This window comes from Dyadobacter psychrotolerans (assembly GCF_004349265.1).
GTDB lineage: Bacteria > Bacteroidota > Bacteroidia > Cytophagales > Spirosomataceae > Dyadobacter > Dyadobacter psychrotolerans.
Genome location: NZ_SMFL01000005.1, coordinates 282,104 through 307,046, shown reverse-complemented (window position 1 = coordinate 307,046; position 24,943 = coordinate 282,104). Strand labels below are relative to the sequence as shown.

General features: G+C 42.2%; 26 protein-coding genes. 18 read left to right on the top strand and 8 right to left on the bottom strand.

Annotated features, from left to right (window positions below):
* Window positions 1-108 precede the first annotated feature (108 nt).
* From E0F88_RS15660 to E0F88_RS15635, 6 genes are all read left to right on the top strand, one after another.
* On the top strand, window positions 109-552 hold the full coding sequence (locus E0F88_RS15660; RefSeq protein WP_131959213.1) for a hypothetical protein: 444 nt from the start codon (window positions 109-111) through the stop codon (window positions 550-552).
* Window positions 553-707: 155 nt separating this feature from the next.
* Window positions 708-1,163, top strand: a complete 456-nt coding sequence (locus E0F88_RS15655) for a GNAT family N-acetyltransferase (protein WP_131959212.1) — start codon at window positions 708-710, stop codon at window positions 1,161-1,163.
* Window positions 1,164-1,211: 48 nt separating this feature from the next.
* A complete protein-coding gene (ybiA, locus tag E0F88_RS15650; protein WP_131959211.1) occupies window positions 1,212-1,766 on the top strand; it encodes a riboflavin biosynthesis intermediates N-glycosidase in 555 nt (184 codons plus the stop codon).
* A 45-nt stretch (window positions 1,767-1,811) separates the two neighbouring features.
* Window positions 1,812-2,495 carry an aspartate/glutamate racemase family protein gene (locus tag E0F88_RS15645; protein WP_131959210.1) on the top strand — a complete coding sequence of 228 codons (684 nt, stop codon included), beginning with the start codon at window positions 1,812-1,814 and terminating at the stop codon, window positions 2,493-2,495.
* A 17-nt stretch (window positions 2,496-2,512) separates the two neighbouring features.
* Window positions 2,513-3,493, top strand: coding sequence for an MBL fold metallo-hydrolase (locus E0F88_RS15640; RefSeq protein WP_131959209.1), 981 nt, complete (start codon window positions 2,513-2,515; stop codon window positions 3,491-3,493).
* A 109-nt stretch (window positions 3,494-3,602) separates the two neighbouring features.
* Window positions 3,603-5,771 (top strand): S9 family peptidase, encoded by a 2,169-nt coding sequence (locus E0F88_RS15635; RefSeq protein ID WP_131959208.1) that lies wholly within the window; start codon window positions 3,603-3,605, stop codon window positions 5,769-5,771.
* A 52-nt stretch (window positions 5,772-5,823) separates the two neighbouring features.
* On the opposite strand, the gene E0F88_RS15630 is transcribed toward E0F88_RS15635, so the two are convergent.
* The 6 genes from E0F88_RS15630 to E0F88_RS15605 form a co-directional block, all read right to left on the bottom strand.
* The gene (locus tag E0F88_RS15630; protein ID WP_165940077.1) at window positions 5,824-6,510 is read right to left on the bottom strand and encodes a siderophore-interacting protein; all 687 of its coding nucleotides are present in this window, start codon (window positions 6,508-6,510) and stop codon (window positions 5,824-5,826) included.
* A gap of 167 nt (window positions 6,511-6,677) precedes the next feature.
* Entirely contained in the window at window positions 6,678-7,538 is an 861-nt protein-coding gene (locus E0F88_RS15625) for a helix-turn-helix domain-containing protein (RefSeq protein ID WP_131959206.1), read from the bottom strand.
* 3 nt (window positions 7,539-7,541) lie between these two features.
* Window positions 7,542-10,106: a M1 family metallopeptidase gene (locus E0F88_RS15620; RefSeq protein WP_131959205.1), complete on the bottom strand. Its 2,565-nt coding sequence runs from the start codon at window positions 10,104-10,106 to the stop codon at window positions 7,542-7,544.
* A gap of 55 nt (window positions 10,107-10,161) precedes the next feature.
* A complete protein-coding gene (locus E0F88_RS15615; protein ID WP_131959204.1) occupies window positions 10,162-10,578 on the bottom strand; it encodes a putative toxin-antitoxin system toxin component, PIN family in 417 nt (138 codons plus the stop codon).
* Window positions 10,568-10,777: a hypothetical protein gene (locus E0F88_RS15610; RefSeq protein ID WP_131959203.1), complete on the bottom strand. Its 210-nt coding sequence runs from the start codon at window positions 10,775-10,777 to the stop codon at window positions 10,568-10,570. The genes E0F88_RS15615 and E0F88_RS15610 overlap by 11 nt, the downstream gene beginning before the upstream one ends.
* A gap of 56 nt (window positions 10,778-10,833) precedes the next feature.
* Window positions 10,834-11,808: an esterase-like activity of phytase family protein gene (locus tag E0F88_RS15605; RefSeq protein WP_165940076.1), complete on the bottom strand. Its 975-nt coding sequence runs from the start codon at window positions 11,806-11,808 to the stop codon at window positions 10,834-10,836.
* Window positions 11,809-11,924: 116 nt separating this feature from the next.
* Between E0F88_RS15605 and E0F88_RS15600 the strand changes: the two genes are divergently transcribed.
* The 5 genes from E0F88_RS15600 (at window position 11,925) to E0F88_RS15580 (ending at window position 17,057) form a co-directional block, all read left to right on the top strand.
* Window positions 11,925-14,282, top strand: a complete 2,358-nt coding sequence (locus tag E0F88_RS15600; RefSeq protein ID WP_131959201.1) for a S9 family peptidase — start codon at window positions 11,925-11,927, stop codon at window positions 14,280-14,282.
* Window positions 14,283-14,386: 104 nt separating this feature from the next.
* On the top strand, window positions 14,387-15,148 hold the full coding sequence (locus E0F88_RS15595; RefSeq protein ID WP_131959200.1) for an NYN domain-containing protein: 762 nt from the start codon (window positions 14,387-14,389) through the stop codon (window positions 15,146-15,148).
* 206 nt (window positions 15,149-15,354) lie between these two features.
* Window positions 15,355-15,849, top strand: a complete 495-nt coding sequence (locus tag E0F88_RS15590; protein ID WP_131959199.1) for a DinB family protein — start codon at window positions 15,355-15,357, stop codon at window positions 15,847-15,849.
* Window positions 15,850-16,075: 226 nt separating this feature from the next.
* Complete coding sequence (locus E0F88_RS15585; RefSeq protein ID WP_131959198.1) at window positions 16,076-16,504, top strand: hypothetical protein; 429 nt, start codon at window positions 16,076-16,078, stop codon at window positions 16,502-16,504.
* 130 nt (window positions 16,505-16,634) lie between these two features.
* Window positions 16,635-17,057, top strand: a complete 423-nt coding sequence (locus E0F88_RS15580) for a secondary thiamine-phosphate synthase enzyme YjbQ (RefSeq protein ID WP_131959197.1) — start codon at window positions 16,635-16,637, stop codon at window positions 17,055-17,057.
* A 1-nt stretch (window position 17,058) separates the two neighbouring features.
* On the opposite strand, the gene E0F88_RS15575 is transcribed toward E0F88_RS15580, so the two are convergent.
* Together E0F88_RS15575 and E0F88_RS15570 are read right to left on the bottom strand one after the other, a co-directional pair.
* Window positions 17,059-18,381 carry a porin gene (locus tag E0F88_RS15575; protein WP_229213781.1) on the bottom strand — a complete coding sequence of 441 codons (1,323 nt, stop codon included), beginning with the start codon at window positions 18,379-18,381 and terminating at the stop codon, window positions 17,059-17,061.
* 156 nt (window positions 18,382-18,537) lie between these two features.
* Complete coding sequence (locus E0F88_RS15570; protein WP_131959196.1) at window positions 18,538-21,030, bottom strand: ABC transporter permease; 2,493 nt, start codon at window positions 21,028-21,030, stop codon at window positions 18,538-18,540.
* 151 nt (window positions 21,031-21,181) lie between these two features.
* Between E0F88_RS15570 and E0F88_RS15565 the strand changes: the two genes are divergently transcribed.
* From E0F88_RS15565 to E0F88_RS15535, 7 genes are all read left to right on the top strand, one after another.
* Window positions 21,182-21,385, top strand: a complete 204-nt coding sequence (locus E0F88_RS15565; RefSeq protein ID WP_131959195.1) for a hypothetical protein — start codon at window positions 21,182-21,184, stop codon at window positions 21,383-21,385.
* A gap of 304 nt (window positions 21,386-21,689) precedes the next feature.
* Window positions 21,690-22,100, top strand: coding sequence for a hypothetical protein (locus E0F88_RS15560; RefSeq protein WP_131959194.1), 411 nt, complete (start codon window positions 21,690-21,692; stop codon window positions 22,098-22,100).
* A gap of 133 nt (window positions 22,101-22,233) precedes the next feature.
* Complete coding sequence (locus E0F88_RS15555; RefSeq protein WP_131959193.1) at window positions 22,234-22,764, top strand: SRPBCC family protein; 531 nt, start codon at window positions 22,234-22,236, stop codon at window positions 22,762-22,764.
* A 38-nt stretch (window positions 22,765-22,802) separates the two neighbouring features.
* Window positions 22,803-23,180, top strand: coding sequence for a DoxX family membrane protein (locus E0F88_RS15550; protein WP_131959192.1), 378 nt, complete (start codon window positions 22,803-22,805; stop codon window positions 23,178-23,180).
* 96 nt (window positions 23,181-23,276) lie between these two features.
* A complete protein-coding gene (locus tag E0F88_RS15545) occupies window positions 23,277-23,555 on the top strand; it encodes a hypothetical protein (protein WP_131959191.1) in 279 nt (92 codons plus the stop codon).
* A 29-nt stretch (window positions 23,556-23,584) separates the two neighbouring features.
* Window positions 23,585-24,016 carry a VOC family protein gene (locus tag E0F88_RS15540; protein ID WP_131959190.1) on the top strand — a complete coding sequence of 144 codons (432 nt, stop codon included), beginning with the start codon at window positions 23,585-23,587 and terminating at the stop codon, window positions 24,014-24,016.
* 387 nt (window positions 24,017-24,403) lie between these two features.
* Window positions 24,404-24,934, top strand: a complete 531-nt coding sequence (locus E0F88_RS15535) for a gluconate 2-dehydrogenase subunit 3 family protein (RefSeq protein WP_131959189.1) — start codon at window positions 24,404-24,406, stop codon at window positions 24,932-24,934.
* Window positions 24,935-24,943 lie beyond the last annotated feature (9 nt).

Here is a 24,943-nt window from a genome sequence, read left to right as displayed (position 1 = left end):
CTAAAACAGGTACGTCCGGTTTATCGGAATTTAATAATTATTTTGGCTGTAATTTACATCGGGATACATTTTTTATCCAGACTACACCCGGCAAGTCAGAATGAACCTATGAACAATTTTACCAAAACTGCCCACAATCTCTTCATCGTTTTTATTATCATCTTTTTAATCGCTTCCCTTGCGGCTGGTAAACGGGAACTGGATGTCAACCTTCACGACACATACCTTGTGTTTCCGGCTTATTTACTTTTAGGCCTGGTCATATTCATCTTCGTGGTATTTTACCTGCTCTACCATTTCCTGCATCAATTTTTGTGGTCCAAATATCTCACCCGGGCTCACATACTTTTAACGATCAGCATTTTATCAGTTTTTGCGATTGAAAAAACATTTTTCGGATTTATGAGTATCGACAGTTACGCGCCGTACGGTGGTTTTCAAAAATACCATCAGCAACTCATGATTATTCAGGCGGGTTTGGTTCTTTTAATAGTTGCCCAGGCTCTGTTTATTATTAACCTGGCAGTTGGGATCGTGGTCAGAAGAAAATGAGAAAGATGGCAGGTCGGTCATCTGTCCTGTATCTGATGCTGGCAAGTTTGTAGAACTAAAAGCTCTCCAAACTAAATCCGGAACGTTTATTATTGACAAAACATAAAAAGCAGACTACTTTTAGCCATCCGTTTTATTCACCGTTATAAGCAAACATGAATTTTAGAAGAGCCGCCAGAGAAGACGTTCCCTCCATCGTCAAAATGCTTTCAGATGATGAGCTTGGAAAGTCAAGGGAGGATTTCAGGGAACCTCTGCCAAACAAATATTACCTTGCTTTTGCCAGTATTGACTCCGACCCCAACCAGGAACTCATTGTCGTTGAGGATGATAATGACGAAATCCTTGGAACACTGCAGCTTAGCTTTTTACAATATCTGACTTTCCAGGGTGGAATCCGCGCGCAGATTGAAGCAGTCAGGATCCGTGAAGATGTGAGAGGAACAGGAATCGGACAGAAATTATTTGAATGGGCTATTGAAAGAGCCAGAGAACGCGGTGCACATTTACTTCAGCTGACAACCGACAAAAAACGCCCGGATGCACTCAGATTTTATGAAAAATTGGGATTTGTTGCTTCGCATGAAGGAATGAAGATTAATTTTGAGTGATGCTACAGAAGTCAGCTCAGTTTTATTTAGCTAGAATCAATTTATACGGTGAAATATTCAACCTCCTGGTTAATTGACATTTGTGGAAGAGAAGAAAGTGTCAAGTACATCTTCTTTTGGGGACATCAGCCAAGCCGGGATGGATCAATAAATTCGTCATGTTTTAGTCAATGGTTTAACGCCCCGGTTTTGGTTGATGGAATTATTTACCCTACCTCAGAACACTGGATGATGGCTCAAAAAGCCTTACTATTTAAAGATGAAAATACCTTTCATAAAATTATCTCGTCAAAATCACCAGGTGAGGCTAAGGAATTGGGTAGACAGGTAGATAATTTCAACCTCGCAATCTGGGAGCAAAAACGCTATCAAATAGTCTTAGAAGGAAGTCTCCATAAGTTTGGGCAACACTCCAGACTGAGAGAATTTCTTCTTAACACCAAACAGCGAATCCTTGTCGAAGCAAGTCCGGTTGACACGATCTGGGGAATTGGACTGACAGCAGAAAGTCACGGAGCAAGATATCCTGAACTCTGGGCAGGAAAAAATTTGCTTGGGTTCGCTTTAATGGAAGCCCGAGACATCCTGAGCCAGGAGTTATAGAACGCTCTCTTTGGTATTATTATTCAAAATCCTGTATCTTCCCAAATGAAACGAATTGCTTTATTGGGAGGCACCAGCTGGCCTTCGACCCTTGAATATTATACTGAACTAAACCAGCGCATAAACCAAAAACTCGGCGGATCGCATAGCTGTCCGATGCTTTTGTACAACATCGATTATCATGAAATTAAATCAAGATATGCGGATGGCTGGGCTGAGATACCATTGCTCCTAAAAACTGAAATTGAAAATATTCTTGCCCTGAATCCGGACGGTCTGATCATTTGTAACAATACACTGCACAAAGCTTTTGACCAGATCAAAAATGAAATGCAGATCCAGACTCCGGTATTTCATGTTATTGACCTCACACAGGAATTTATCCTAAAAAATAAATGGAACCGCGTGCTGTTGCTGGCAACAAAGTTTACCATGGAAGATGATTTTTTCAAAAAACCTTTGATGGACGCGGGTATCGAAGTGGCAATACCTGACCCGGAGGAACGCGCAGCCATTCAGGAAATACAAACCGAACTGGCAAAAGGGATTATTAAAGATGAATTTATCTCCTACTTTCAGACCCTGGCAGATAAATATGACGACTTTGACGCGTTTATTCTTGCCTGCACAGAATTGCCGCTTGCATTTCGCAACGTAACAGCAAAACCTGTTCTGATCAATACGATTGCAGTGCAATGTGAAAAGGCAATTGACTTTATTCTTTCTTAAATTTCAACAATTACTTTATGCCTTACACTTCAAATCCGGATCTGAAAACGATTTCTTTACCATTTGAATGGAAAGGCACACCGGTTTTGGATAACGGAAGGTTTGTTAACCAGCAGTACCCTTTTAATGATTCTTTGCTGGAATTACTTAAATGGCAGCTACAGACAAATCCACAGAAAGAAGAAAAACGAAAAGATACCTGGCGACCGGAAGTTGTATCAAACAGCAATTTTTTACAGTCCGGGCAGGATTGTATCGTGTGGCTTGGCCATGCATCATTTTTCATCCGGTTGGCTGGTATAACACTTTTGATTGATCCCATTCTGTTTGACAGTACGTTTTTAAAACGACTTTGTCCGTTGCCGGTTTTGCCGGAAGACTTCATAAATCTGGATTATATATTGATCTCCCATGATCACCGTGACCATTTTGATGAAAAAAGTATCCGCTGTCTGGCAGTAAACAATCCCGCCGCTACCTGGCTTACCGGACTGAACATGGAAAAAATACTTTATTCTTTCTCGGGAAGTAAAAAGATTCAAAACGCCGGCTGGTACCAGCAATTTGAAACCCTGCCGGAATTAAAAATTACTTACATTCCTTCCAGACATTGGGGCAAACGTGGTTTAAATGACACGAATCTGCGGCTATGGGGTGGTTACGTGATTGAAGGCGCTGATAAAACCATTTATTTCTGCGGGGACTCAGGTTACGACAGCCACTTTGCAGATGTGGCTGAGGTCTTCCCGAACATCGACTACTGCATGGTGGGAATCGGTGCATACAAACCAGAGTTTTTTATGGGACAAAGCCACACCAGCCCTGCCGACGCCCTGAAAGCCTTTCATGATACGAAGGCGAGAACAATGATTCCGATGCATTACGGTACATTCGATCTGGCAGATGAACCCGTTGGAGATCCGATTCGTGTTTTAAGGCAAATAAAAACTTCTGATGACGACATCAGATTTCTTAAAATCGGAGAAGTGCTGTTGTAACTTACCGTATTCCGCCAGCGGGTTTTATCTACATCATTTTCAGGAATTTATTCTAACTTGGTTTTTCAAGCAGGATGATCCTTTACACTAATCCCAATTATACCAACTTATGAAGAAATTATATGTTTTTTTTCTGCTGAGTTCGTTTTGCTTTACAGCCTACGCTCAGCCGAAGGAAAAAATCAAAGCAAGCGATCTGACAAAAATTAAGCAGGTCGGCACAATCGCAATTTCTCCTGATGAGAAACGCGCGGTTTATACACTGCTCACAACAGACCCAGTTCCCGATTCTCCCTTCGAATTCGAATATCACACGCATTTATATCTGCTGGACCTTACCAATAAAAATGAACCTGTTGCACTCACACACGGAAGTGAAAGTGCAAGCCAGCCGGAATGGTCGCCGGACGGAACGAAGATCGTTTTTGTAAGAAAAATCAAAGATAAAAATCAGCTTTTTGTTCTGCCTGTAAACGGTGGAGAGGCCTGGCAGCTGACCAGCCTTAGCTACGGCGCATCAAGCCCAAAATGGTCACCTGACGGAGGGAAAGTACTTTTTTCGGCAGGTATGTCTTTAAGTGAGATCCTGAAAGATTCTCTTTTGAATCCCAGCAAACTGGTGCCGCTTTGGTCGATGGAAAAACCAGGTTTTGCTAATAACAATTTTATCAAAAAAGACCCGTCGGTTAAACCAAATCCGGACGGAACGCTTGCTGAGATCCGGGCTTACCTGGACAAAGATGTTGATGACAAAAAAGCAAAAGTGATCAACAGGCTTAACTTCCAGGGTGAAGCTACCACGCAGCCCGAACTTACTTTTTCTCATGTTTACACCGTTGAGGTTAAAGAAAATGCAATCGCCCGGCCGGTTACAAAAGGGTTTTACAATTTCGGTCAGGCAATATGGACACCCGACGGTAAAGTTATCATGGTTACACAGGGCGACAGTCTGCAGCATCCCGACAGAAGTAAAGCAAGCCGTGTGATAAGGATGAATGCAGACGGAACGGGTACAATGGTACTTTTGAGTGATCCGGAATACAGTTTCAGCCAGCCTTCGGTTTCTAGAGACAATAAATACCTTGCTTACATCACCTCTGCCGCAGCGTTAAAACCTGCATCTCTGGATCAGGGGCACATCGGCGTTCTAACATTCGGTTCGGGATCAAAACCTTACGTTTCGCAATTTGACCGGAGCGCTGCAAATCTGACCTGGTCGTCTGACAGTAAATCACTTTATTTTACAGCCGCTTCCAATGGCGGTTTTCCGGCTTACCGGATGATCGTGATGAACAAAAGAGTAAACCAGCTGACCGGTTATAACTCCGGAATTAACAGTTTTGACATCGCAGGAAACATTGCCGTTTATGCCAAAACAGAAGTCGCCAACCCTTCCGAACTGTTTGTATCCGACCTTACTTTTCAATCCGAAACAAAACGCAGCAGCCACAACAGTGAATGGCTGAAAGATAAACTGCTCAGTTATCCTGAAAAAAGGACCTTGACCAACTCCAAGGGACAAACCATCGAATACTGGATCATGAAACCTTCGCAGACCGAGCCTGGCAAAAAATATCCGCTGCTGCTGCAAATGCACGGTGGCCCGACGGCAATGTGGGGACCTGGTGAACTTTCGATGTGGCATGAATTTCAGTTCTTTTGCTCGCAGGGTTACGGGGTTGTGTATGCCAATCCACGCGGATCGGGCGGATACGGACTTGGTTTTATGAAAGCTAATTTCCGGGATTGGGGAACGGGCCCAGCGGAGGATGTGCTTTCCGCAGCCGCTGATGCAGCAAAAGAATCCTGGGCTGATACTGCCCGCCAGGTAATTACCGGGGGATCTTATGCAGGTTATCTCACGGCCTGGATTGTTGGACATGACAACCGTTTTAAGGCGGCACATGCGCAAAGAGGTGTGTATGAACTAACCACTTTTATGGGCGAAGGTAACGCCTGGAATCTGGTTCCGAATTATTTCGGAGGTTATCCATGGGAGGCAGAAATCAAAAAAATAATGGATGCCAACTCACCGCAGACTTTCGTCGACAAAATCCATACGCCGCTGCTGATCAAACACGGAGAAACAGATTTGCGTACAGGAGTCATCCAAAGCGAATTGCTTTATAAAAGTCTGAAAATTTTAGGCAGGGACGTGGAATATGTACGTATGCCGGGAGGAACCCATGAGCTGAGCAGGACAGGAAATCCCCGTCAGCGAATTGACAGAACACTTCGTATTTATGAGTTCTTCGAAAGATATGTAGGACAGAAATAACTGGATTTTATATTACAAATCAGGCCGGTAGATGATGCCGGCCTGATTTATTTTAAGACCAGAAACCTTGTACCCTGATCGTATTGGGATGATCCTTTCTTTTTTTCAATTCTTTTCTAAGCTGAATACTGGTAGGAATGTGCCCCACAATGAATATTTCTGTATCCGTCAGATCTTTGTCTTTTGTCCAGTCAAGTAGCGCTTCAAAACCTCCCTCGTCCTGCTGCTTTACCGCGTCCACTTCCCATTTAAAATAATCGTAGAAGCTGGCCAGATGCCCTTCTTCTATAACGGAAACAGCACCTGTTAACGCGCGATCACCCGCAAGTTGCTGTAATGCAAGGTAATGTCCCAAAGCACTCATATCACCGAGTACAATCATCTTTCCTTCGAGCGGACGGTGAAAAGTTCGTGACGGACCAATGTAACTGATCTCGTCGCCCTGTTGCACCATTTTGGCCCATCTGCTGCCTGGCCCGTCGTGTACACCGTCAACATACAGCGTGCATGTCCGGGTGTCTTCGTCCCAGCCAGCCGGGGTGTAATCGCGGTAAACCCCTTCTTCTACGTTCACTTTGATGTATTGCACTTTTTCCCAGGACGACATATCCATATTAGGAAAGTGAACATCAACTTCAAAAAATGTGGCGGGCTGCCAGGCGCGTACGGCCAGGACTGTGCCGGTTTTAGCAAGTGCATTTCCGATTATACTCAGTGCTTTTCGTTTTATTATATTCATAAAATTTAGCATGTAGCTGTTAGCATTACAAAAACTTTACCTACAACATCTGCTAATAACCGTAAATGAACGGCAACCTGCGTCACTTAGATTAACAACGATATTGTAAGACAAAGCAACACCCGAAGACCGTATTTTAAAAGAGAGGAAGAATGGCAATGATTGGACTATTTGCGGTAAACACTTCTAAACTGACCGGGAGAAACCTGGATTACTTTTCTGAAAAGTCTGGAAAAATAAGTGTGATCATCATAACCAAGTGAAAAAGCAATCTGCTTCACACTCAGATCTGTAAAGTATAAAAGCCTTCTGGCTTCCATCATGATCTCCTGATGAATCAAAATACTCACCGCCAAACCCGTGTGCTGTTTTACTACCTCGTTCAGATAAGAAGGACTGATATTTAAAACACGGGCATATTCAGAAGGACTTTTCATTGTTTTGAAATTCTTCACCAGCAAACTTTTGAACTGCCGGGTAATTGTCGCCGTCCGGGAATTACTGGCCGAAAACTGCTGCTCGTAATTTAAGACGATGGCTGCAAACATTCCCAGAAATACCTGCAGCATCGCATTTAAAGTTGCCTGATGAAAAAAAGTATCGTCCGGTTGTTTGGAAAGGTCGGACAACATATCGAAGCAGTTACTCAGTTTTTTAGCCTGTTCGCTGTTCAGGGAAATCGGTTCTCCGTTAATTGAAAATTCTTCAAAAACTGATCGGTACTGATCCCCCAGGGACATTAAATCCGCTGCAATAAACCAGCCTCTGGCATTAAACAACGACAAAGGCATATGAACCTGGCCGGGCAATATGCAAAAAATAGCACAGCCATTCGCGCTGACTTCGCGAAAATCCACCATCATATGCGAAGTCCCGGATTCCTGAAAAAAAAAGTTACAGTGATTGTCACGGTGCGCCTGCATGAGTTTTACCTCATCAGCATCAATTTCATCGAGCCGATGCACATACATGCCAAACTTCGTCTCGTCATCCAGAAAGTGAAGCGGAATAGATGATCTTGCAGCCATGCGCTACTGTTTAAGTGTAACTGCCCGTTTAAGCATATCTTTTGCCTGCAATACCTTATTTTTCAGGAAGTAAGGATAGTCCGGATTTTCTGCTAAAAATTGATCGGCAATCTGTTTTGCTTCTTTGGTTGAATGTCCTGAAAACGTACTGTTTGTCCAGCGTGTAGGAAAAAATATATCACCGGTCAGTTGAATTTCCTGTAAAAGATCCAGTGACGGACGAAGGTATTTCAGCGCACTTTTCTGGCGAAGCGGATGATGCAAAAAGCCAAGTGCATCAATCACCCAAGCTTCCTTTTCGCGATTTTTCTCATTTTTTAAAGATTCAAAAAAAGCATCACGGTCCCTTTCAATTTTGCTTAAAGCAGGAATGACAAACTGCATACGCGACTTTCTGTCAGGATTTTTCGTATTGTTTAATTGTTTATCCAAAATGATTTTCGGATCCGCAGCACCCTTTAGCGCAATGTCATAAGCCAGCCCGATTTTATCATCCTCCGACAAGATTAGATCTTTGATTACAAGCTTGTCACTCCACAAATTTTCCAGTTTAGCAATGCCGTCCGCCGTTAAAGCAACATTTCGAAAAGCACGGAAGTAGGAGGTTTTTATCCCCTTATCTTTTGTTTTGTTCAGCAAACCCCAAAGCTGCTGTTCAATCTTCACCTGATGTTTTGCTCTTGTCTGCTCTGAAAGAAAATTCCACCAGACCGATTGCAGGTTACCAAGTAAATAATCCACCAGCAAAGGATTTTCTTCTTTTGGTAAAAGGCCTGAAATATTTTCTGCAAAAACTTCCGGCGCAGGACCGTCGCCCCTTAAAAAACCTTCCCAGCAGTTTACCAGCATCGCTCCGCGAAAAACCGGGTCGATCGCTACCGAGTCCGATGCCAGGTTGTAATTTTTTATAAAATAATCTTTGCTGAGACTATCCATTTTAAAATACCCGTAACCTACTCCGTCGTTATTGGGGAAAGTCAGCTCTGACGATCCGGGCATATAAACCGGCTCGGGACCTGCAAGATTTAAACTGCTTTTTGTATAAGTATCACCGGTCCTTGTTTTAACGGAAACAGACTGCTCCCAGATCCTTCCCGAAACAGAATCTTTCTTTTGCTGAATCCCTGCCTTACCTTCCTTTTTAGCCAGATCGTACTCCGGCATGCCGGCTGTTTTTACCCAAACATTACTCCAGTCAGCAATATCCAAAGGTGTTTTTTTATCTATAATACCAATAAGGTCATCCCAGCGGGCATTTGCAAAAGAGTAAGTCTTCAGATATTCCATCAAACTTTCCTGCATCAATTTTTCGCCAATTTTGCGTTCCAACTGACGCATTATGACGGGAGCCTTTTGATAAATGATGGCTCCGTAAAGCGTTCCCGCATTTTTCAGATTACCAAGATCCTGTAAAACCGGATTGGTACCGACGGACCGGTCAACATCGTAAGCAGACGGGTAATGGGCGAGCAAAAAACGGAGCTCATGATTGATCTCCGGAAAGCTGGGATGTACAATTTTGGCAGCCATGAAGTTGGCAAACACTTCCTTAAGCCAAACATCATTAAACCAGTCCATTGTAACCAGATCACCAAACCACATGTGCGCCGACTCGTGCGCAATCACACTGGCACGTGCCATTTTCCTATTTACCGACGCATTTTCATCCAAAAATAATCCGGACTCGCTGTAAAACACAGCGCCCGGATGCTCCATTCCACCATACTGAAATGAGGGAAGCAATACGAAATCAAACTTGCCAAACGGATATTTTATGGCGGTATATTCTTCCAGCCAGCTAAGCGACTTTTCATGTAGTGCAAATACCTCATCGCGGCTACGGTTTACTTTCGCCGTATCCGTTTCACGGTAATACATCGTCATCTCACGGCCATTTAATGACTTGGTCACTTTAAAAAATTTCCCGGCAGAAAAGGCAAAAAGATAAGAACTGATCGGCCTGGTTTTTTTAAAACGGTAAACACTCTTTTCTCCCTCGCTTACCTTCTCCATTAAAATTCCGTTAGAAACCGCCTCCCAGCTTGCAGGTGTCTTTAAGGTCAGGCTGTAACCTGCTTTAAGATTTGGTTGGTCAAATAAAGGAAAACAGGTTGAAGCACGGTCGGGCACGAAAAGCGTATAAAGATATTCGTCACTTCTGTTGAGCGACATATCTCCGGCAATAAATTCGATTTCTACTTTATTTTCACCCTTTTTAAATTCATCCGAATCAATGATAATATGTTCATTGACAAACCTGTAAGCCAGATCTTTTCCGTCCAATTTTACTGAGATCAAATGAGAACTGTCAGCACTAAAATCCAGCGTCAATGGCTGATCCAATTTTTTCAGATTAAAAGAAATGGTTTCTTTGCCCTTGATAAACTGACTTTTCAAAGCAGGTATATCCAGTTCAATCGCATACTCAATACTGTCAATGGTTCGTTTGCGATGTTCGTTTAACGAGAAAGAAACTCCTTTTTCAGGAATGGTATTATCTGATTTTTTGCAGCTAAAAGTTATAATGAGAAGTGTTAATAATATGGAGCTGAGTGAAAATGAATGCATTGAAATTTGAAAAAGAATTGTTAAAAAAGAATAGCTCCTGACAATTTTCTCACCCTTAGATATTAAGATTGAAAAAGTCTGTAATGTTTAAAATCCGGGTATTGTTAAATTCTTTTATATCAATAAGGTCGCTGTCTCCTGTTATAAGGAAATCGGCCGCGCCATCCAAAGAAAGTGATAGTAGGAAATTATCTTTCACATCTCTGCAAAGATCAAATTGGGATTTTACAGTAATGAACTCAGCAAACTCGTCTATTGTATCAAGGATATCTTCAACGTCAGATTGGGAAAAATATCGTCGAAACTTGGGTCTGCTGGCTACTTCAAGAAATTCATCAAGTAGTTCTTTACTGAAAATCAACACACAACCTTTGGTGATAATAAGATCGTCAAGCTTGCTGAAGTCTCTTGAAATGAGGAAGCTAATCCAAAGATTGGTGTCGAGAATAATCCTGCTAACCTTATTTGGCATATCGCTTGGTACGTACCTTCTCCACTTCCCTGGTGATGTCATCCAAAGAAGGGACAATTTGTTTAGACCTCATCCTTTTTAAAACAGCTGCAAATCCATTATCAGCTGTATCCTGTATTTCTATCAGGTCCATATCGGCCAGATCTTTCAGAAGCGTTCTGGCTTTCGGATTCAGTATGTTGATTCGTAGTGTATCCATAATATCAAATTTAGCAAATTAACCTTTGAAATAAAATAGATTCAAACATGCATGCCTTACTTCTCTTCCAGCAAAATAAGCTGTGTTCGCTGCTTGTTTTTGAGTCCCGGATTGTCGTCGCTCACTATAATAAGCTTTCTTTTGCCGCCATTGGTTGGCCACCATGACATTCCTTCCAGATTATCCGGAGCAAAAGGCATTTGTGTGTTAAAATCAAATGCGGGCTCTTTATCTTTTTCTAAATGTGATCCTTTTACGGTAGCATTCCAAAGTTTAGCTTTAGTGGTTAGTGTGCCGCCTTTGCCATTGTCGTAGCAACGTTCCAAAACCAAAAGCTGATTTTCATTTACAGATAAAATCTCAGAAATCCCTCCCCGTTTTTCCGAGGGTCCGAACGGGCAGCCGCTCCGGTCGATCACATAACTGAAAGCTTCCGGCTGTTTATAGCCATCTGCTGACTTTACAAACTTCCGGAAATGGATGGTGTCCTGCCCTACTTCTGTTTCACCTGTCCAACCGGCTTCCGGCGCAACCCAGATATTTCCACTTTCGGTGATCGCCAGCGATTCAACTCCTTTGTTGTCGGCAGGCAGCCACATTGGAGGAATTAGAAAATGCGGTTTACCTACTTTCGGAGGATAAGAATCATAATATGCTACAAAGGTTGTCGAATCGATGTTTTCCCAAATCGGCTCATACTCATTTTCTACCGCGTAAATGAACCGCCCATTGTCCTTATCAAATCTTACCGCTTCAAACCAGTTATGTGTAGACTTTGGCACAAGCGTTTTTTCTGCTTTTTCAAAATCACGAATTGTTTTGATGCTGTCAAAAACAAAGTAGTTTCCCCGGTCGCTTGCAAGGTGCCACTGATTTTTTGAAGCAACATATTCGATCGCTGAAATACCATGCAGATTACCGGTGGGTTTTAGCGGCAGAATGGTACTGTCCGAAAAAACAAATTGAAGTTTCTGTGCATTAACAGAAAAAAAACTGACAACAATTAAGAGGATTAAAAATATTTTGTTCATTCGTAAAACGTCCTGATAAAATAACTGGGTTTGGCAAAAATACTGCTGAAATCTGTACATTTAAGACTCAGACTCAAAAGACAGCGGAACGTATTACTGAATCATCCTACAAATCCATGAAATACTTTTTAAAATCCATTTTATTACTTTTTCTCCTACCCCTTACGCCGGTCACGGCTCAGAAACTCACCACGCTTTCCGTAGAAAAGATCATGCGGGACCCAAAGATATGGATCGGTACAGCGCCATCCAATATATCCTGGTCCGATGACTCCAAAACCATTTACTTTGACTGGAATCCTGATAAAAACTTATCTGATTCTCTTTATGGATATTCCTTATCGGACAAAAAGATAAACAAAGTCAGTGCAGCAGAGAGGTTAAAATCATCTGCCGGAAACGGAGTTTTTAACCGTTCACATACACTGAAAACCTATGCTAAGAACGGAGATCTGTTTGTGGTGGATTTCAAAAATTTCAATGTTCTCCAATTGACCAATACAGTTGACCGTGAGAGTAACCCGGCGTTCAGCGGCGATGAGCAAAGCATCATCTTTGAACGTAACAACAACCTTTTTAGCATTTCATTAAGTAATGGATTGCTAACACAGCATACTGATTTTAAATCAGGTGCAAAACGGCCGGAGCCTAAGCTTAGCGATGAAGAAAAATACCTGAAAAACGACCAGATTAAAATGTTTCAGGTGTTAAAAGAAAGAAAGGATAAAAAAGATGCGGGTAAAAAAATCGCCGATTCTGATAAGCCGGATTATCCGAAGGAAATTTACATCGGCGAAAAAAACGTTAGCGGCGCGAAATTGAGCCCAAACGGCCGTTTTGTAACATACCGCGTTTCACAGCCGGATAAAGCTGCAAAGTCAACCATTGTTCCGAGTTATGTTACGGAGTCAGGTTTTACCGAAGATATTCCCGGACGTACCAAGGTAGGCGCTCCGGGTACGGCGAATGAATTTTGGGTTTATGATATCAAAAAAGACACAACCAGAAAAGTAAGCGTAAAGAACATTCCGGGCATCAACGACAAACCGGACTATCTGAAAGACTACCCGAAACAGGATAGCGCCTGGAAGAAAAAAGAACGTGAGGTTTCGATTGCAGGGCCATTCTGGTCTGAAAACGGCGAAAACGCGGTGGTGATTGTACGTGCCCAGGATAATAAGGACCGCTGGATTATGTCATTGAACGCTGACTCTCTGACGCTTCGTTTACTGGACAGACAGCGTGACGAAGCCTGGATCGGCGGGCCTGGCATCGGCGGTTTCAATGGAGGCGAGCTGGGCTGGCTGGATGAAAAAACGATTTACTTCCAGAGCGAAGCAACCGGTTATTCACATTTATATTCTTTAAATGTAAAAACCGGAAAGAAAACGCAGCTGACCGGCGGCAAGTTTGAAGTACAAAACGTTACGCTGTCCAAAGACAAAAAGACGTTTTACATTATGACCAATGAACTGCATCCGGGTGAGCAGCATTTTTACCGCATGGCAACTACCGGCGGTGAACGTACACGTATCACACAGGCAACCGGCGCACATGATGTTACGCTTTCGCCTGACGAAACCAAGCTGGCAGTTCGCTACTCAAACAGCACGACGCCCTGGGAGCTTTTTGTGATGGACAACCAGACGGCCGCAAAACCGGAACAGATCACTAAATCGACAACCGAGGAATTCCGTTCTTATAAATGGCGGGAAGCCAAAGTAGTGACCATCAAGGCCACGGACGGAGCAGATATTTACGCACGGGTTTACGAACCTAAAAAATCAAATGGCCGCGCGGTAATTTTTGTACACGGCGCCGGATATCTGCAGAACGCACATAAATGGTGGAGCCAGTATTTCCGTGAATATATGTTCCATAACCTGCTTGTGGACAAAGGTTATACGGTACTGGATATGGACTACCGTGCAAGTGCAGGTTATGGCCGTGACTGGCGTACCGGAATTTACCGTTTCATGGGGGGAAAAGATCTTACAGACAATACCGACGGCGCCAAATGGCTGGTAAAAAAATACGGAATTGATGCCGGAAAAATCGGGATTTACGGAGGTTCTTACGGCGGGTTTATTACACTGATGGGCTTGTTTACTACGCCTGATGTATTTAAAGCCGGCGCAGCACTTCGTCCGGTAACAGACTGGGCAGCTTACAACCATGGTTACACTGCTAACATCCTTAACGAACCACAAAGTGACAGCCTGTCTTACCGCAAAAGCTCTCCGATTTACTTTGCGGAAGGTTTGAAGAATAACCTGCTGATCTGCCACGGTATGATAGATGTGAATGTACATTACCAGGATGTTGTACGTCTTTCGCAAAGATTGATTGAACTAGGTAAAAATAACTGGGAACTGGCATCTTACCCAATGGAAGATCACGGTTTTGTAGAACCCTCTTCCTGGACAGACGAATACAAAAGGATTCTAAAGTTGTTTGAAGAAAAACTGAAATAAGTAGTAAGGAAAAATAAAGGAAAGGGAGGAATGGAGTCGGCTGGCTTGTTTCTCCCTTTTTTGGTGTTCTATTGTTTGTATTTTCTTTCGCTTAACTTTGGTCCATGGAAAATACCAGAGAACTTAAAATCGCCGTGCTGATTGATGCGGACAATGTACCTTATGCCAATGTAAAAGGTATGCTTGAAGAAGTGGCTATTTATGGCACGCCTACGTTCAAGCGGATTTATGGTGACTGGACCAAACCTACTCTTTCCGGCTGGAAAACGGTATTGCTGGAAAATGCGATTACGCCTGTTCAGCAGTACAGCTATACTTCTGGCAAAAACTCTTCGGATTCTGCATTGATTATTGATGCAATGGATATTCTTTATACCGGCCGTGTGGACGGGTTTTGCATCGTTTCCAGTGACAGCGATTTTACACGGCTTGCAACCAGGCTGCGTGAAGCGGGCATGCAGGTTTTTGGTATCGGTGAAAAGAAAACACCAGCTGCTTTTATAGCTGCATGTAACAAATTTATTTACATAGAAATCCTTAAAAAGGAAACCAAAGCTGACACACCAGCAAAGGAAACCTCCAAATCAACACCGGCTCCGAAAGAAGATATCACACCAGTCGCCAAGATCGACAAAGGATTAGTCAAGCTGATTTCAGAAAGTATCAATGACATTGCCGATGAGGATGGCTGGATTTTTCTAGGTGTATTGGGTAATATGATTCTGAAAAAACGCCCTGATTTTGACCCGAGAAATTATGGACATAAAAAACTGCTGGATCTGATCCGTTCGATTAAAGCGGTTGAGGTTGAAGAAAGGCACACTGGTAAAAATAATGCTTCGCACTTTTACGTGAAGACGAAGTAACGTGTGCGTTAAATCTTGACGTGCGCTACACCTTGTCCGCTTCGGGATAACTTTTTATAACTACAAATATAAGGGTACTCTGCACCTGTTTCCACAACTATCTTTCTCCTGTACCTGTAAATATGGGGAGTTTTATATGATTTAAAATCGAATTGTCCGGATTTGACCCATGTCATTGTCTTTAAATTAAACTTAAAACAACAAACATGGAACAGATCAAAAATAGCAGAACGGATGGATTTCTGGTTCTCTACGACATGCAGACAACATTTTTTTCAAGTGTTATAGACGGCATTTCAGAGAACGATACGACCAACCGGCTGAATACAGGAGCTAACCACATTGCCTGGCTGACGGGTAGCCTGGTAGCACAGCGCTACGGACTGGCAAAGGAATTTGGTGTTAACAAAGTACAAAACGGTGCAGACTTTTTTGCCGGCAACAAAGGAATTCAGGATAACGCAACCTATCCGACGCTGGATGTCTATAGAAGAGATTGGGAAATCATTTCCCCCCTTTTGCGAGAAGCTATCCTCAACGCTTCTGCCCCGCAACTGGATCGCGAAATTGAAATGAGTCCGGATTTTAAAATGACTGCTTATGACTTGCTTTCCTTCTCTGTTTACAGAGAAGCTAATATTATTGGTCAGATCGCATTGTGGCGCAGACTTCTTGGATATCCGGCAATGAAATATATGTAACCGGAAATTGATAGTTACCTCCTGAAAACCAGGTCAAAAAGCTTATCCAAATTTTTCTCTCATGTGTGTGAAAATGTGCGCATATAAAAAAAATTAATTCTACACTTTGTAGAATTAATGTAGAATTTATATATTTGTTAACGCTGTTATGGTAAAGGCCCGATTATTGCTATTGTCCTATTATCAAATTAAGCAGGTGACTTTCACAAACAAGCTCGACACGTACATGGAAAAATTACTGGGAGAAATTACGAGTGCAATTATGAATCGCTGGTCTACGGCAGAAGCAATACCCGGTAAAGTTACACCATCCACATCTTCGGACCTGATTAGGGAATTCGTGATAAACGAGGAACTTCCCTGGCTTATATCGGTCGAGAATCGTGCCGGACGAGGTTATGCTGTAATCTGTTCGAGAACCGAGTCTTCAGAAAAATTGCAGCAATACAAAAATGAAAAATATCCCAACCCTTTTCATCAGGGTCCGGAAAAAGATGTTTTCCTGGAATATTATATCGAAAAAGATTTCTTTTCAGATGGATACAAAACGCATTTTTATAAAAACAGACAGATTAACTCTGTAATCTGGTCAATAGACAATCTTGTAAAAAATCTTGAATTTGATTTTAGCGAGTACGAAAAACAATATGCATAACACTTAGTCTTACTCAACGCTTACACATCACATTTGCCTCACGCCACGATAGTAGCAATACTTTCGTGGCGTGTTTTTGTTCCCATAAATTTTGATATTCTTGTAAAAACCAAAAACGAAACAGAATTACATGAAAATCTATCAGCAGCCGGTAACTTTAAGACAAAGGACAAGAGGATTTCATTTGATAACAGGTGAAATTCTGAATGCCTTACCCCAGATCGGACGGATCACAACCGGTATCTGCCAGGTTTTTATTCAGCATACATCAGCTTCACTTACTATCAACGAAAACGCCGATCCGACTGTGAGAAAAGATTTTGAAATGTATTTTAACAAAACTGTAAGAGAAAACGATCCCGATTATAAGCACGATTATGAAGGTTCGGACGACATGCCGGCACACCTGAAAGCTTCACTTTTAGGCAGCTCCGTATTGATTCCGATTCGCAACGGAGAGCTGGCACTGGGTGTCTGGCAGGGAATCTATCTGTGCGAGCATCGCGATTATGGAGGAACCAGAAATTTGATCGTGACAGCATGGGGAGAATAAATCAGAAATTATACTGAACCCTGCACGTTAAGACATCATCCGCCACATCTTCGCCAAAGGCTGCCAGTCCCGATTTTTCATTTCTTACAAAATCATAAAAAAACATAAATTTCAGTGAGGTATTGGCGTAGTAGACATAACCCATGCTGATTGTATGGTATTCAAGATCAGCCTTGCTAAAACCTGCTGCTTCAGAAATTTCCATTCCCGATACTTTTTTATTCGGATCGTACCAGTCGTATTTGGCCACAAACTGATGCTCTTCACTCCCCAGATTCTGAAGAAAATAAAAATATGCCCCATCAAAGTTCCTCGTATAAAGCGGATCTTTTAATCCGTTCGTAACCGGATAAACTCCCGGCGTTTCACTGCTTGCAAGGGTTGCAGTCTGTTTACCCCTTATATATTCTGCACGAAATTCTGTCTCTCCACGACGGTTGGGAAACACTAGCTGTACGTCTGCACCTGCATAATTTCTGGGTGCCAGTTTTCCGTAATTGGATCGCGAAGAATCTTTTATCATTGCAAACCCGTTTTTCTGTGAAACTGTTTTATAGAGCACCTCCGACTGGCTGACAATTCCTCCCGCATAACCTGAAACTCCGGCAGACAACAAACCTCCGGATAACCCAGCCATTTTTACTGGCTTCAGACTAAGCCTTGCTATTACATCTTTATGACTGTCGTAGTCCACCGGCCCGGCCATGCCTTGTCCGTTAAAAACACCCAGATCGAATTTCACACTGGCCCATTTACTGTCCTTATTTCGATCAGTGACCGTAAGCATCACTCCGATATCCCGCTCAGTTTTCATCAAAATCTGAGACATTCTTCCCCTTTCAGGCGTTTCGCGGTTAGCAGATGAGAGATTGACTTCATAGCCAAAAGGTCTGGCAAACATCCCGGTTGTCAGGGAAAACAGTTTTAACTTATTTTCATAAAACCTTCCCCAAAAATCCCTTATCACAACGCCGCGCTCTGTTCCGTCGAATTGAAATACGAAGTAAGATGTGGGTTCCCGTCTATCATTCAAATGCGCATAATCTACGCGCAGACGCCCGCGTCTAAGCATGAAACGATTATTGGACAGCTCAGGAAAGTTGCCGCCATTGTAAGATTCAGCGCCTTTGGTTTTGATATATTGAAACTGAGGTTGGATGTAGCCGCTCATCCTCACGCGGTCGTATCTCTCGTAAATCGATAACATTCCCTTTCCCATCTGGTTGGTTGTATCAACCAGATCCATTAGAAAACGCTGTGCAAATATTTGTCCGGAGTATAAATATAATAATGCAAATAAGACCAGGCAGATCCATTTTTTCATGGAAGATGAAGTTAATCGGTGTCAGTTTCTGGCTGCAAATGTCACCAATTTTTAAACTCTGTAAAAGTTTCAGCCACGAATGTCGCCAATTTACACAAATTGCATTTTAAAATTTGTGTTCATTCGTGTCATTCGTGGCTAAAAAACAAGCTAACACTATTCTGATTTTAAAGACTTTACCGGATCCTTCAGCGCTGCTTTCAAAGATTCGTAACCTGCAGTGATCGCAGCCACTACAAAAGTGATTAAAATGGCGAAAGACATGATATCAGCGCCAATCGGAATTCGGTATTGATAATCTTCAAGCCAGGCGTGCATAAGATACCAGCCCAGCGGTGCTGCAATTATAAATGCGACAACGATCAGAAGCGAAATTTCCTTTCCAAAAATCCCAAGAATACTTGTTAAACTGGCACCTAACACTTTGCGGACACCAATTTCTTTTGTCTTTTGGGATGCCATAAACTTAACAAGTCCGTAGAGCCCCAGACAGCCGATGAAAATAGATATGATGGAGAATACGCGTATTAATTTTAGCATGATATTTTCCAGCTCATAAGCTTTTGTGATTTGCTCATCGAGGAAAGTCTGTTCGTAGAGATAATCAGGGAAATACTCATTCCATAACTTCTCAACCTCCTTCATGGTTTGGTGCAGGTTGGTGCTGCTGAGTTTTATGGCACAGCGATAACTATTGTCTTTATAGGTGAAAATGGCAATCGGATCAATTTCACTTTTAAACGTACCGTTGTTCCAGTTTTTCAGTACGCCGTAAATCGGCGCCGTCACACCCCAGATTTTTAAATTTTTTCCAATAACATCTTTCGAATTTTTCACACCCAGCTTTTCCACAACTTTCTCGTTAATCAAATACCCTTTTATCGTGTCACTTTGCGGTATATTCTCTCCAGCAACCAAAGTAAGACCAAAAGTTGAAGTGTAGTGGTTGTCGGCATTTTTTGTATTCATTTGCCATAACTCATCTTTTTGCCTGGTATCATAACTGAAATTGGATGTGTTATTCGATGTGGTGGTCGGCAAAAACAAGCAGAATGACGCATCCGAAACACCAGGGATAGATAGCAGTCTTTGCCGGAATGTAGACTGATTTATTTTATCAGGAGCAGGGATCTGAATACTTGCAATGCCTTTTGTTTCATACCCAACAGAACTTGACAGCATAAAACTTACCTGATTATTCACCACCAGGGTGCAGATAACCAGCAACTGAATAAGTACGAACTGAAAAACAATCAATCCCCTTCTGAGTGATATGCCTCCGATATGACGGGCCGTGACATTGCCTTTCAAGGCCAGCACCGGACGGAAGCCTGCCAGGATAGTCCCCGGATAGGATCCTGCCAGCAAAACCACTGCAGTAAATAATGAAGCTAAAAATATCCAAAGAAAACCATCCGACCATACAATTTGCTTTGGCCAGCCGCCCGGCTGTTCAAGCCATTCCGAAATGTTGGGTAAAGTTAACGTGGCGATGATCAGACCGATGGCCATCGCCAAAAAGGTAATAATGCCGGTTTCGAGCATAAATTGTGAAAAAACCTGACTTTTTGTTCCGCCAACGGACTTACGAATTCCTACCTCTTTGGATCGTCGTAATGCCTGTGCAGTGGCCATGTTGATAAAATTGAAACAGGCAGTTACGATCAGAAAGATACCGATCGCACTCATGATCCAGATCCACTTCATAGGCATTGGCCCATAGTATCTTTCAGAATGATGAATCTCTTTATATGGCAGAATAGGATGCGCGTAAGATTTGTAATCATTGCCGTGATATTTTTTATTAAGAGCAGCCAGCTGTTTCTCAACATTTTTAATATTGGTACCGGCCGGCACAAGTGTAAAACAATAGGTATTGGAATTGACTCCTCCCCAATTATCAATTCCGCTTCCTCCATAGCTAAATTTGGGATTGGCTGTGAGCGTAGCAAAAGAAACGAAGAAACCATAAGGCATATCGGTGTTGTCTACCGCATTATCGACTATCCCGGTAACTTCCAGATTCAGCCGGTTTGCGAACCTTATTACTTTACCAATAGGATTTTCTTTACCAAAATATTTTTCTGCCATGGCCCGGCTCAGAACAATTGTGTTTGGCTTGCTCAGTGATGCCTTTGCATTACCGAATTGCCAGTGCCGGTCAAAAATGGAAAAGTATTCGGGATGAACATAGGCCACCGCAGGGCCTTCTTCTTTAAACTTTTTGATCGTTTTACCAGTATTGTCCAGCACGGCCATAAAAGCATTGTAACCTTCAATACACATGCCGGTAGTAAACTGCGGCATTTCCGTTCGCATGGCCTTCCACATCGGCGTAGGAACGCCGCGGGAATAACCTACCCCATCAAAATGAAATTCGGTTGTGATCTGATAAATTCGATCTATGTTTTTGTGAAAATGATCATGTGTGGTTTGAAAACGGATAAACCAGAATACGATCAGCGCACAGGCGAGCCCGATAGACAATCCTGAAATATTGAGAATAGCGTAAAGGTGGTTTCTCTGCAGATTCCTCCATGCGATCTTGAAGTAATTTTTTATCATCACAAACCATTTAAAGTGCTCATTTGAACGCGCCCGCGCGCAATTTCCCTGTCTAAAACTTATGCCATCCTCAAACCCGCTCATTTCCAAAAGGTTAAAAAAAGCGGACTGTTCGTTACCGGACACTGTTGTTCACTCACGCGCGCAGGTTATGTGCTTATTGTGATTAAAACATGTAAACCGGTTATGTCCGGTTTAATTGTCGTAACTTCTGAAAATTAATTATACTCAGGATATGAAGATTAAAATTATAACGGGAAAAGATCTGCCCGAAGCGAATTCCATTTTAAAGTTCAGAATCAAAAATACGACCAACTGGCGGATTGGATATACAGATGACAAAGGTGCTGATTTTATCGAAGAGGTACGCGGAATCACATACAGGTATTCCTGGAATCAAATTGATGAATATTTTTTAACAACCGTTCCTCAGGAATAAATCGCGACTGTTGGGTGCATGATTCATTTCACCCGACAGTCGAAATTCCATTGCTTCTATCCCGCTGTCCCATCTCCCCCCGCTTCTTGTCGCAAATTCCAACCCAAAAAGCCATTTAATTCACTTTTGTTTGTGAGACTAATCCGCTGTATTTAAAACGACAGCATGCTGACACGTTATAATTTAAAATTTTTCAGCTTCCTGTCCGGATTTGTAAGTTCACTCTGTCTTTTTACCAACACAGCGGGCAACGTTAAAAGTTTGAACATATTTCTTTAACCGGCTTTATACAACAGACACAGTCATGGAAATTTACGAATGGAAAAAAGATGTAAAACTGATATGTCAGACGGCAACAAGTTTTCCGGATGGGATCAAAGACGCTTTTAATACCTTACAGGAAAACACGCCGAATTGTGAACAGAGAACATGGTACGGTATTTCCAGCCAAAATGAAGACGGGGTGATTATCTATAAAGCAGCCGTAAACGAACTGGAAGATTCAGAGGCTGAAAAATTGAATGCTGAAAGCTTTACGATTACCACAGGAACTTATCTTGCCGAAGCTGTTAAAGATTGGATGAAGGATCCCCAACAGATTGGTGAAATCTTTACCAGATTACTTGCTGATCCCCGGCTGGATTACACTTTCCCTTGTATCGAATGGTACAACAAAAGTGACGACGTTTTGTGCCTGGTCCGTATCCTCGATTAATAAAATCCTTAAACCTGGACAGTAATCGTCTGGCTCATATACTTCCTGAACAAGAGATTAGAAATAAGCAAAAATTGCAATATCTTACCGTTTAATTACTACACTGCATACTTAACCTTTCTTATCTAACACGATGCGTTTCATCACTATAATTCTGTCCGGAATTGCGATCCTGATCGTACTTCTGTTGATTGTTGCCCTTTTTGTTAAAAAGGATTACTCCATTCACAGGGAAATCGTCATTAACAAACCTAAAAAGGACGTATTTGACTATGTTAAATATTTAAAAAATCAGGAAAACTATAATAAGTGGGTCATGGCCGACCCCAATATGAAAAAAGACCTGAAAGGTATAGACGGCACCGTTGGTTTTATTTATGGCTGGAACGGAAACGATCAGGTTGGGGAAGGTGAACAACAAATTACAAATATTACCGAGGCAGAAAAGCTGGAAAGTCAAATTCACTTTATCAGGCCTTTTGAAGGATTGGCACAAATCGAGATGACCACTAAATCCTCATCCGGCGGTCAAACCAAAGTTGGCTGGACTATGAGCGGAACCAGCAAATACCCGATGAATCTGACAAACCTGTTTGTAAATGGCATGCTGGGCAAAGACATGGAAACCAGCCTGAAAAGTTTGAAGGCAATTTTAGAGAAATAAATCATTTTAACATCACCTAAAAGTAATCTATTGACATTATGAGAATTACATTTATCATCGTTCGTGTTTTGCTGGGAATCTTATTTCTTTTTGCATCCGTTTCTGTGTTGTTAAATCTGATACCACCACCACCGCTTACCGGGAAAGTTAAACTATTTAATGAAGGACTCGCCGCTGCGGGTTATTTCATACCTTTTTTAAAAGTGCTTGAACTGATCTGTGCCATATCCCTGATTTCGGGATTTTACCTCAGACTTTTTGCAATCGTTTTATTTCCGATCAGCGTTCACATATTTTTGTTCCATGCTTTCCTGGATGCCAGCGCGATGCCGGTTGCGATCTTTGTTTTGCTTGCGAACATATTTGTAATCTATCACTACCGCGAAAGTTACCTGCCGATGCTTAAAGCCAGATAAGGCTATCCCGAATCGGCCATTTTAAGTACAAAGATTTAAGTACGCCCTTTTCGATCAGTCAGCCACGAATAACTCTATTACTAAACACTTATCGGGATGATTGAAGTTTTTAAAACGAATGTGGACAATGAGGAGAAAGCCCGGTTTGTGCTTTCTCACATTAAACAGAATTTCGAAAGCTATCAGGCCAGTTTCGATCTGGAAGACTGCGACAGAATCCTCAGAGTCGTCAACAGAAAAGGGATTGTATGCTCTTATCAGCTTATTGATCTTTTATTTAAACTGGGATTCGAAGCTGAAATACTGGAAGATGAAACACCTTCGGCTGTCCAGATTATGATGCACAGTACCAAATATTATCCGGTTTTAGAATAAACATTCATTCACTATCAAACATAAACAAAATGGCAAAGGCTAACACATATCTGAATTTTCCGGGCACGACCGAAGAAGCATTTAACTTTTATAAATCTGTTTTCGGAGGAGAATTTACATTCCTGCAACGGTTCAGTGACACACCCGAAGGCAACAACCTCCCGGAAGCAGACAGAGCGAAGATAATGCACATTTCTCTGCCAATTGGTGAAGGCACTATGATCATGGCAACCGATTCGCTGGAATCAATGGGACAAAAGCTCACAGTCGGAAATAATGTCTATGTCTGCCTTTCCGCCGATAATGAAGCTGAGGCGGATAAGCTTTTTTACGGACTTTCTCAAGGCGGCAAAATTGAAATGCCAATGGAAAAAACTTTCTGGGGATCCTACTTCGGCAGTTTTGCCGACAAATTTGGAATTTGCTGGATGATCGATTGTCCCCTTGAAACTCAGGCATAAATTAAAATCACAAAAATACCTATCGCCGGTTTGCCGCAGATTTTCTGTGTGCTTACCGGCGATTCTTGTTTCAAGAATATTAATTATTAATTTCGTTAACAAGAGCTGAAATCAAAAGGAAGTTTTTTAAATTGTAACCTGTAAGATTCCCGAACCGATCAGATATGACCTTTACTAGTACAAGAGATAAGAGGCATAAAACAACATTTGTCTTTATCTCTCCCTCAGACTGACCGGCGTCCACTTATTTAAATACCTTTCTTAGAACAACATTAGTAGTTTTTGTAAGTTTTTATCTTGTTTTGAAAGCAATGTAACTTATACCATATAATATTTAAGAAAAACGGGTTGTACATAAACCTAAAAAATAAACCAATTACAAAAACGATGAACCGTAGAGAAGCAATTGAAAAAATAACCCTCATGATGGGCGGTATGATTTCAGCACCACTCATGGCAGGAATAATGGGCGAAAAACTAAATTTTGGTCCGTCTGTTACTGTTTCCGCAGAACAGGAAGCATTGCTTGCCGAAGTAGCTGATGTTATTATCCCAACCACCACGACGCCAGGTGCAAAAGCTGCCGGAGCAGAAAAGTTTATTGTCAGGGTTATGCGTGATTGCTACCCGATGGAGGACCAGCAAAAGTTTTACGGCGGGCTCGAAAAGCTTAACAACGACAGCAAGGAAGTCTATCAAAAAGGGTTTGCCGCTTTGGATGCAGCACAGAAAAAAGATATGGTTACCAGATCAACCAAATCCGACAAACCTTTCTTCGTGCAAATGAAGGGACTGACCGTCACTGGATACTTCACATCTGAGATCGGGGCTACACAGGCATTGGATTACCTGCCTATTCCCGGCCGTTTCGATGGCTCCTGGCCAATGCCGAAAGGACAAAAAAGCTGGGCTCTATAAGCCTGTTGC